6 protein-coding genes and 1 pseudogene are annotated in these 8,432 nt (G+C 66.7%); 2 read left to right on the top strand and 5 right to left on the bottom strand.

What is annotated here, in order from left to right; translation table 11 throughout:
• Window positions 1–11: 11 nt before the first annotated feature.
• Window positions 12–368, top strand: a complete 357-nt coding sequence (locus BOO71_RS29320; protein ID WP_439823027.1) for a transposase — start codon at window positions 12–14, stop codon at window positions 366–368.
• 74 nt (window positions 369–442) lie between these two features.
• Here BOO71_RS29320 and trmFO read toward each other — a convergent pair whose 3' ends face one another.
• The 3 genes from trmFO to BOO71_RS13980 all read right to left on the bottom strand — a co-directional run bounded on the left by trmFO (window position 443) and on the right by BOO71_RS13980 (window position 3,894).
• Entirely contained in the window at window positions 443–1,855 is a 1,413-nt protein-coding gene (trmFO, locus tag BOO71_RS13990) for a methylenetetrahydrofolate--tRNA-(uracil(54)-C(5))-methyltransferase (FADH(2)-oxidizing) TrmFO (protein WP_075833417.1), read from the bottom strand.
• Window positions 1,856–1,921: 66 nt separating this feature from the next.
• Window positions 1,922–2,746 (bottom strand): YdcF family protein, encoded by an 825-nt coding sequence (locus BOO71_RS13985; RefSeq protein ID WP_368482877.1) that lies wholly within the window; start codon window positions 2,744–2,746, stop codon window positions 1,922–1,924.
• The gene (locus BOO71_RS13980; RefSeq protein WP_075833415.1) at window positions 2,743–3,894 is read right to left on the bottom strand and encodes a mechanosensitive ion channel family protein; all 1,152 of its coding nucleotides are present in this window, start codon (window positions 3,892–3,894) and stop codon (window positions 2,743–2,745) included. Before BOO71_RS13980 ends, BOO71_RS13985 begins: the two co-directional genes overlap by 4 nt.
• A 59-nt stretch (window positions 3,895–3,953) precedes the next feature.
• Between BOO71_RS13980 and BOO71_RS13975 the strand changes: the two genes are divergently transcribed.
• Window positions 3,954–4,592 (top strand): DUF305 domain-containing protein, encoded by a 639-nt coding sequence (locus BOO71_RS13975; protein WP_075833412.1) that lies wholly within the window; start codon window positions 3,954–3,956, stop codon window positions 4,590–4,592.
• A gap of 26 nt (window positions 4,593–4,618) precedes the next feature.
• Here the strand turns inward: BOO71_RS13975 and BOO71_RS13970 are convergent, their stop codons facing one another.
• Window positions 4,619–7,993 (bottom strand): DEAD/DEAH box helicase, encoded by a 3,375-nt coding sequence (locus tag BOO71_RS13970; protein ID WP_075833409.1) that lies wholly within the window; start codon window positions 7,991–7,993, stop codon window positions 4,619–4,621.
• Between the two features lie 143 nt (window positions 7,994–8,136).
• Window positions 8,137–8,432: pseudogene (locus tag BOO71_RS27865) on the bottom strand (IS701-like element ISPlag1 family transposase); the annotation flags it as partial.

The raw sequence follows: 8,432 nt of genomic DNA, 5'->3' as shown, positions 1-8,432 counted from the left end.
AAGCCCTGATTGTGGCGAGCAATGCCACCAAAGGCCAGCACATTCTGAAGGGCTATCGCCAGCGTTGGAAGATCGAATGCCTGTTCCGGGCGCTCAAAACCAAGGGCTTCAATCTGGAAAACACCCACATGACCCTTCCAGCCCATGTCACGCGCCTCCTCTGTCTGCTCATTCTAGGTTACGTCTGGAGTGTCTTGGTCGGGATCGACCAAGAGGCAGCGCTCAAAAAACATGGACGCCGAGCGTGGAGCGTTATCAGTCTGGGCCTCCGATCACTCGTCCGGGCGTGTTCCCGTCAAATTGGGGATTCGGCTGAGGATCTTCTCAATCTCATTCAACTCTGGATGCCGCCCCAGAGGACCGCCTGAGAAAGTGTCGGGTACTGAGGGTGGCCTCTTGGCCTCTATACGGTAATTAAGCGGAATCCGTATTACATCACTCCTCAGCGCAAAACCGGCTGCACCTGAGCCTCCGCACTCTCCTCCCCATGCGGCACGGGCGGCGGCGTCACCTGCAAGCCCGCCTCCTCCCCCGCCCAGGCCATGAAGGCGTTCAGGCCGCGCCGGAACAGGATCGGGCGTTTTTCCTGCTTGCCCAACTTGCGGACCTTGCCATTTGGCCCCGGCTGCGGCGCGGGCAGTTCGGGCACCAGCGCCCAGTTGACGTTCATGGGCTGGAAGTTTTTCGGGTTGGCGCTGGCGAGGTAGCGCACCAGCCCGCCTAGCATGGACTCGGCAGGCGGGGTGAGCGGCGTTAACCCCAGCGCCAGCCGCGCCGCATTCGTTCCGGCAAGCCAGCCTGTCGCGGCACTTTCCAGATAGCCCTCGGTTCCGGCCAGCACGCCTGCCACAAACTTCTGCGGATCGGCGCGCAGTTGCAGCGTGGAGTCCAGCACCTGCGGCGCGTTCAGGTAGGTGTTGCGGTGCATCACGCCGTAACGCACGATCTCTGCGTCTTTTAAACCGGGGATCAGTTGCACCACCGCCTTCTGATCGCCCCACTTCAGGCCCGTCTGAAAGCCCACCAGGGACCACAGCCGCCCCTCGCGGTCTTCCTGACGGAGCTGAGCCACGGCGTAGGGCCAGCGCCCGGTGCGCGGATCGTCCAGACCTTTGGGCGACATGGGGCCAAAGCGCGGAGTGTCTACGCCCCGGCGGGCAATTTCCTCGATAGGCATGCAGCCCTCGAAGAATTCCAGCTTTTCCCAGTCGTGTGGCGTGTGGGCGCGGGCCTGTTCCAGCGCGCCGAAAAAGGCCAGATACTCGTCTTTGGTAAACGGACAGTTGATGTAATCGGCGCTCTGGTCATAGCGCCCGGCCCGCCAGCACACGTCCATATCGATGCTGGAAAAGTCGATCACCGGGGCGGCGGCGTCGTAAAAGCTGAGGCGTTCGCTGCCCGTCAGCCGCGCCACGTCGGCGGCCAGGGCGTCGCTGGTCAGGGGGCCGGAGGCGATCACAGCAATGCCTTCCGGCACGGCCTCCACCTCGCCTTCAACGACTTCGATCAGCGGATGTTCGCGCACGGCTTTCGTCACCCGCGCGCTGAATTCGTCGCGTTCCACGGCCAGGGCATTTCCGGCGGGCAGTTTGGAGGCGTCCGCCGCCGTCACGATGCCGCCGCCCACGCTGCGAAGTTCGGCCTGGAGCAGCCCCTTGCTCTGGCGTTCGCCCTCGCCGCCCAGCGAGTTGCTGCACACCAGTTCGGCAAAGCCGCCCGAACGGTGCGCGGGGGTCATCTTGACGGGCCGCATCTCGTGCAGGCGCACGCGCACGCCCTGGCTGGCGGCGGCCAGCGCGGCCTCGGACCCGGCCAGGCCCGCGCCGATCACGGTGATGTAAAAAGGAGTGGTCATGGGTGGCAGTTTAGGGGAGGTGGAATGGGAAACGCAGTGCGCGGGAGGGGATTTCCGGGACTCGCCTCACCGTTCCGGCGTGCCGCCTACTTCCTTTTTGATGCGCGAGAGCCACTCGTACAGCACCGTTTGCAGGGCATACAGGCGGTCCGAGGGCAGCGGCAGTGTGAAATCGAAGCGTGTTTCAGGGGCCGGTACGCTGATCACCGTGACGCCCTGCGAGGCGAAAATGCCCGCCGCGCGGCGCGAGTGGCTGGGGCTGGTCACCAGAAGAATCTGCTTCCAGCCCCGCGCCGCCGCCAGATCGCGCACGCGAGCGGCCTCGTCGGTGGTGGTGGTGACGTTGCTCAGGGTCACGACTCGCGGGCCGTTTTCCGGATACAGCCCCCGGATGATTTCGCGCTCGATGACGCTCATTTTTGGGCAGGTGGCCGAGAAGATATCGGACTGCTCGGAGACGGTCACGGTGGGCGCGTATCCGGCCCGCCACAGGTTTAGACCTGCCAGCAGGCGGCTCAGGCTGGGAGATTCCAGCGCCGATGTGCCGCACTGCACGCTGCCGCCCAGGACCACGATGGCGTCGGCCTTCTGCGGCGGCTGAGAGAGCGCTAAGGCGTTCAGCGGGGCGCGCAGCACAGGGGTCAGCAGGCACAGCGAGATCAGCAGTGCCAGCGTTCCAGCGCCGACGTGCAGAATCCGGCGGCTGGCGGTGAAGACTCCGGCCACTCCGCCAGCCAGAATGAGCAGCAGCAACAGACCTTCGGGGGCACGGACCTGTCCCAGAAAGGCGGCCAGAACACCCAGAGCTGCACCGATGGCCGCGCCGCCCAGCATACCGGGCCACACGGCGCGGAAGACGAGCCGGGAGCGGGCCGGGAGGAGCCGGGTCAATGTTCCTCACGCTGGGGCAGGGGCAGGCGTTCCGGCGCGACGGGCAGAAACGCCTCCAGCCCCTTCGCGCCGTCGATATGCACTTGCAGGTGCGGAAAGGGCAGGCTCATACCGCCTGCCTGCAAGGCTTCCTTGGCCGCTTCCCTGATCTGCATGGAAATCACCGGGTAGGAGGCGATGTTGGCCTCGCTGACCCAGAAGCGCATGATCACGTCCACGCTCGACGCGCTCAGCTCCCTGACCAGCAGCAGCGGGGCGGGTTCCTTCTCGGTCCTGGGATGCGCGGTCATGACGTCCAGCAGGATGCGGCGCACGTCCTCCACCCGCTCCTTGTACTCCACGCCGATCAGCACGTTCAGGCGCAGTGGGCCGCCCGCCGTCAGGTTGACCACCACGGCCCCGGCCACGTCCTTGTTGGGGATGGACACGAATTCGTTGTCGCGGGTGCGGATGCGGGTGGTCCGCAGGGTCAGGCCGCTGACCTGTCCTTCCTGGTCCTTCACGCGAATCCAGTCGCCGATGCGAAAGGGCCGGTCCAGCAGCAGGGTCACGCCGCTGATCAGGTTGGCAAGGATGTCCTGCGCGGCAAACCCCACCGCCAGCCCCAGCACGCCCAGCCCGCCCAGGATCGGCAGCAGGTTCACGTTGAACTGCTCGAAGATCAGGTAGATGCCGCTCATGGCCCAGACCACCCTCACCACGTTTTTCATCAGCAGTTCCAGGCTGGCGTCCAGGCCCCAGCGCAGGGTCTGGCGGTGCAGCAGGTGGTCCAGCAGGTTCCAGCCCACGTACAGCAGCAGCAGCAGCGCGTAGACCCGGAAGATGGCCGGGCCGTACCTTGTCAGCGGCGGAAACAGCGCCGTGACCGAGATCAGCACCAGCATCAGCAGGGTCAGGCGCAGCACCACGCGCAGGATGCGGTGCGTGACGGACCGGGCGTCGGGCGGCACGACCCGCTTGACCGCGCCGTGCAACACGCGCGAGATGATCCAGAAGACCAGCGAGTAGAGCGCCACCAGCGCCAGCGCCAGCAGCAGCGTCGGGCCGTACTGTGCAGCGGCCCGCGCCGTGTCGGTCCAGGCCCGGTCCACGATGCCCGAGATGGTATCGACCCCCAGCAGGCGAGAGGTATCGACTTGGTTTGCCATTGCCCGCAGTCTACGGCGCAGGTCATTCGCCCACAGAGGCCGTTCCTATACTGACCCGCATGTCCCGTTCAACCGCCCACAGAGAAACTGGCCGCCGACTGGCCCTGCACGCCGTGCTGCTGGTGCTGGCCCTGGGACTGGCGGCGCTCTTGCTGCTGCCCCGCCTCAACCAGAGCAGCGGCCCCGCCGAGGGCAGCACCGAGGTCCGCTTCGTGCGCGAGATGATCCAGCACCACGCGCAGGCCGTGGACCTGTCCACCCGCATCCGCGAGCGTGGAAAAAATCCTGCCGTCCGCACGCTGGCGCTGGACATCATGCTGTCTCAGCAGGAGCAGATCGGGCAGATGCACGGCTGGCTGACCCTGTGGAACCGTCCGTGGGGCGGCGCGGGCATGACCACCGAACATGCCCTGGGCATGGGCATGGGCATGGCGACGCCGCAGCAGGTGGCCAGCCTGGACACCCTGCCCCCCGCGCAGGCCGAGGTCACCTTCCTGCAACTGATGACCCGCCACCACCAGGGGGCATTGATGATGGCCGAACCCGCTCTGGGCGCGGGCGTTCGCCCAGAGGTGCAGGCGCTGGCCCGCCAGATCGAGGCCAGCCAGAGTGCCGAGATCAGGAGCATGACCGAGATGCTCAAGGAGCGGGGGGCCGAGCCGTTGCCCGCGCCGCAGATGGATATGACGCATCATTGAGCGGCAGCGTAAGCAACAAGCCCGGCTCAGGCTTCCACCTCCACTCCTTCCTCTTCTTCCTCGTTTTCCAGCGGGGCGAACAGGCGGTCCAGATCGCCGGAGGTCAGTTGTGTGGCCTCGCTGAGGCCGCCGTCCAGAATGCCACGCGCCAGACTGGCCTTGCGGGCCTGCAATTCCAGAATGCGTTCCTCCACGCTGCCCGCCGCGATCAGCTTGTACACGAACACCGGCTTGTCCTGCCCGATGCGGTAGGCGCGGTCCGTGGCCTGATCCTCGGCAGCGGGGTTCCACCACGGATCGTAATGGATCACGGTGTCGGCAGCCGTCAGGTTCAGGCCCACGCCTCCAGCCTTGAGGGTAATCAGAAACACATGCGTGTCGCCGCGCTGGAAGGCGTCGATCTGCTTCTGGCGGTCCTGGGTCTGCCCCGTGATCATCGAGTACGGAATGCCCTGTTCCTTGACCCACGTTTCCAAGTGGCCCAGCAGCGTGGCAAAGCCGCTGAAGATCAGCACGCGGCGGCCCTCCTCGATCATCTGCGGCAGGTTGCCCTGAAGCCAGTCGAACTTGGCGTTGCCCTGCACCTTCTTGGCCGCCTCCAGCTTGACCAGACGCGGATCGGTCACGGCTTGCCGCAGCTTCAGCAGGGCGTCGAGGATCGCAATGGTGCTGCGGGCCAGCCCACGCGCCTGCAATTCCTCGCGCACGCGGCTTTCCATCGTCACGCGCACGGTTTCGTAGAGGTCCCGCTGATCGCCGTCCAGGGTCACGCGCACCGGAATCTCGGTCTTGGGCGGCAGCTCGCGGGCCACGTCGCGTTTCTCACGGCGCAGGATAAACGGGCGCACGCGGGCGGCCAGCGCGGCGCGGCGACCCGCATCCCCGCGTTTCTCGATGGGCGTGCGGTACAGCTCGCGGAAAGTCTTCTCGTTGTGCAGCAGGCCCGGCGACAGGAAATTGAACTGCGACCACAGCTCGCCCAGATGGTTTTCAAGGGGCGTGCCCGTCAGGCACAGCCGGTGCCGCGCGTCCACGCTGCCCGCCGCCTTGGCCGCCGCCGTCTTGTTGTTCTTGATGTTCTGCGCCTCGTCCAGAATCAGCATGTGGTACTGGTACTTGCGCAGCTCATCCAGATCGCGCGGCAGCAGCGGATAGGTGCTGAGGATCAGGTCATGGTCGCCGATCTCGCCGAACAGCTCTTTGCGTTCCTTGCCGTGCAGGGTCAGCACTTTCAGATCGGGCGCAAATTTCGCGGCCTCGGACTGCCAGTTGCCGATCACGGAGGTGGGCGCGATCACCAGACTGGGGCGGTCTGCACGGCCCGCATCCTTCTCGATCAGGAGGTGGGCCAAAGTTTGGACCGTTTTGCCTAAACCCATGTCGTCGGCCAGAATGCCGCCCAGCTCGTACTCGCGCAGGAATTGCAGCCATGCCAGACCCTGCAATTGATACGGGCGCAACTCGGCGTTCAGGCCAGCAGGCGGCTCGACGGGCTGAATACCGCCGAAGTCACGCAGCTTGCGCCCCAGCTCCAGCAGGCGTTCCGCGCCCACCCAGCGGGCCTTCAGGGCACCTTCCAGCTCGGCCAGACGGGCGGCGTCCAGCAGAGGCAGGCGCAACGGCCCGGCGGGCAGATCACGCAGGTTCAGCTCCACCAGCACGCCCAGAATGGCGCGGATGCGTCCGGCGGGCAGGGCCACGCGGCGGCCATCGCCCAGCGCGGCAAACAGCGTTTCGTCGTCGTCCAGCGCGGCCAGAGCCTCCGGCGAGAACAGCTCAGGCTGGCGGGCGATCAGATCAGCCAGCACGGGGATCAGGCTGACACGCTCGCCGTCCACCACGATGCCCAGATCAAGGGTGAACCAGCCGCCAAAGCTGTCGTCGGCCTCGCCGTACCAGTCGCTGATCTCGGCGAAGTTGAGCGGGAAGTCGGGGTGGACATGGATGGTAAAGCCCCGCTCCTCCAGGTCCGCGCGCCCGCCGCGCATGAAATCCATCCAGGATTCCTCGTCGCCCAGGGTCAGCAGGTCCTGCAACTCGGGACCGAAGGTGTACTCGTCAAAGGCCTCGGCCACCGTATCGAAGCCCGCCCGGTCCAGCGCATGTTCGGCCTCTCGCTCCAGCCCCCGGTCACGCGGAATACGGGTCAGCACGCCGTCGCGGTAGACCGTGGGATTGGGCGTCTCGGAGAGGCTGCCCGGCGAATCGGGGACCAGCAGGCCGCCGTAAGCGTGCCTCAGCTCGGCCACCGCCAGCGTCTGTTCTTCCTCACGCATCATCCAGCGGTCCGGGACATACACGGTGCCCACGCGGCCCATCAGGTGCAGTTGCGGCGTGTAAGGCAGGGTTTCCTCGCGTACTTTCACGGTCTGCGGAATCGGCAGGCCCAGGCCGGAAGCCGTGATCGCGTGGGCCAGCGCCGTGGCCTGCGCGGGTTGCAGCGTGGGGCCAGACAGGAAACGGGCGGCCTGTTCGGGCGGCGCGTCGGCCACCACGCGCGACAGCAGGCCAGCAGACGGCTGCACGGCCCAGGGCTTGGGCGTGGGCAGCAGCACCGCGTCCGGCACCTGCGCGATCTCCAGCGACGGCGACTGCGCCCCCCGCTCGTCGGAGGTCCAGGCCAGCGTCCCGCCCAGGTCGGGGCCGCGCGCCAGCCGCATTTCGGGGCGGTCCCAGCACAGCCGTCCACTGTCCAGCAGCGATTCGATCAGCAGGTCCCCCGCCGGGTGGCCGCCCAGGGCGTGCAATTCCTCGGCGTAACGGCCCGCCTGACGGGTGGAGTCGGTGGCCAGGTCCAGCAGGCGCAGCAGATCGGCGTCGCGGCGCACGAAGGCGGGCGCGGTGGACAGGCTGCGCGGCACCGGATACGTCTCGGCGGCGCGCAGATCGGGGACCTCGCCGCGCACTGGCAACCGCACCACGCGCAGGGCCACCCGCCGCGTGGGCGACGTGCCATTGGAGGGCGGCAGCAGGCGCAGCACGTAACGCAGCTCGAACTGCCGCCCCCGCGACGCCGTGCGGCCCGACGCGCCGAAGCCCGCCAGCCACTGCTGGGTGCGGGCGTCCAGCGCTTCCTCGGCCTGCATTTTCTGGGTGCCGGCGCTGGCTGGAGCCTGGGGGCGCGGGCCGTCCGGCGGATCGGTGGCCAGTACCAGCGCGGCCACATGGCGGCAGCGGTAGCGCCCGCAGGTACACGACGACGCGCGCAGTTGCTGGTCCGGCGGCGGCAGCAACTCCACCGACGCCTCGTAGTCCACCCCGGCCTCGGTCACGGTGCCCTGCGCCCGCCAGCCCGCCTCGGTCCAGTCGCGCCGCACGTTGTGGACCGCTTCCTGCCGCAGCGCCAGCCCCTGCGCCGCCGTATCAAGGCCAAAGCCCGGCGGCAGGCGGCTGAGCTTCATCCCCGCACCTGAACCAATACCATAGGCCCCAACACCATCGGCCCCAGCAGGGCGGGCCAGAGGACCCCAAGATTCACCGCAAACAAAAACACGCCCCCGAGTCTAGCGCATGTCGCAAAACGGCGCAGTGATAGATGTAGGGCTTACGCGAAACTTACAAATGGGTTAGCAAGTTGCTGACGCATGTACTCGTCGAGGAGGCCAAATTTCAGTGCGTATATCGTCTTCTTTGCCTCTCGCGCAGCTTGGGCCAATCGAATCCAGACCAGCATCGCTATGCCAACATGATTGCGCTGAGATCGTCCTAGACGGCACTGACAGCCTTCAATCCCTGTGATCTGCTTCAGTTCGCGGTGAAAGACCAGGGCAGCCCAGCGGACGACGAGCGTCTGGCGCACGTCGTCCGCAGTCTGTAAAGCTGGGTCGTTGGTCACGACCC

The sequence above is a fragment of the Deinococcus marmoris genome (genome assembly GCF_001949125.1).
GTDB lineage: Bacteria > Deinococcota > Deinococci > Deinococcales > Deinococcaceae > Deinococcus > Deinococcus marmoris_A.
This window is presented reverse-complemented; position numbering and strand designations above follow the sequence as displayed.

Excerpts from the sequence above, each read along its gene's own strand:
- trmFO (WP_075833417.1), bottom strand. The coding sequence starts at position 1,855 with ATGACCACTCCTTTTTACATCACCGTGATCGGCGCGGGCCTGGCCGGG.
- BOO71_RS13980 (WP_075833415.1), bottom strand. The coding sequence starts at position 3,894 with ATGGCAAACCAAGTCGATACCTCTCGCCTGCTGGGGGTCGATACCATC.
- BOO71_RS13975 (WP_075833412.1), top strand. The coding sequence starts at position 3,954 with ATGTCCCGTTCAACCGCCCACAGAGAAACTGGCCGCCGACTGGCCCTG.
- BOO71_RS13970 (WP_075833409.1), bottom strand. The coding sequence starts at position 7,993 with ATGAAGCTCAGCCGCCTGCCGCCGGGCTTTGGCCTTGATACGGCGGCG.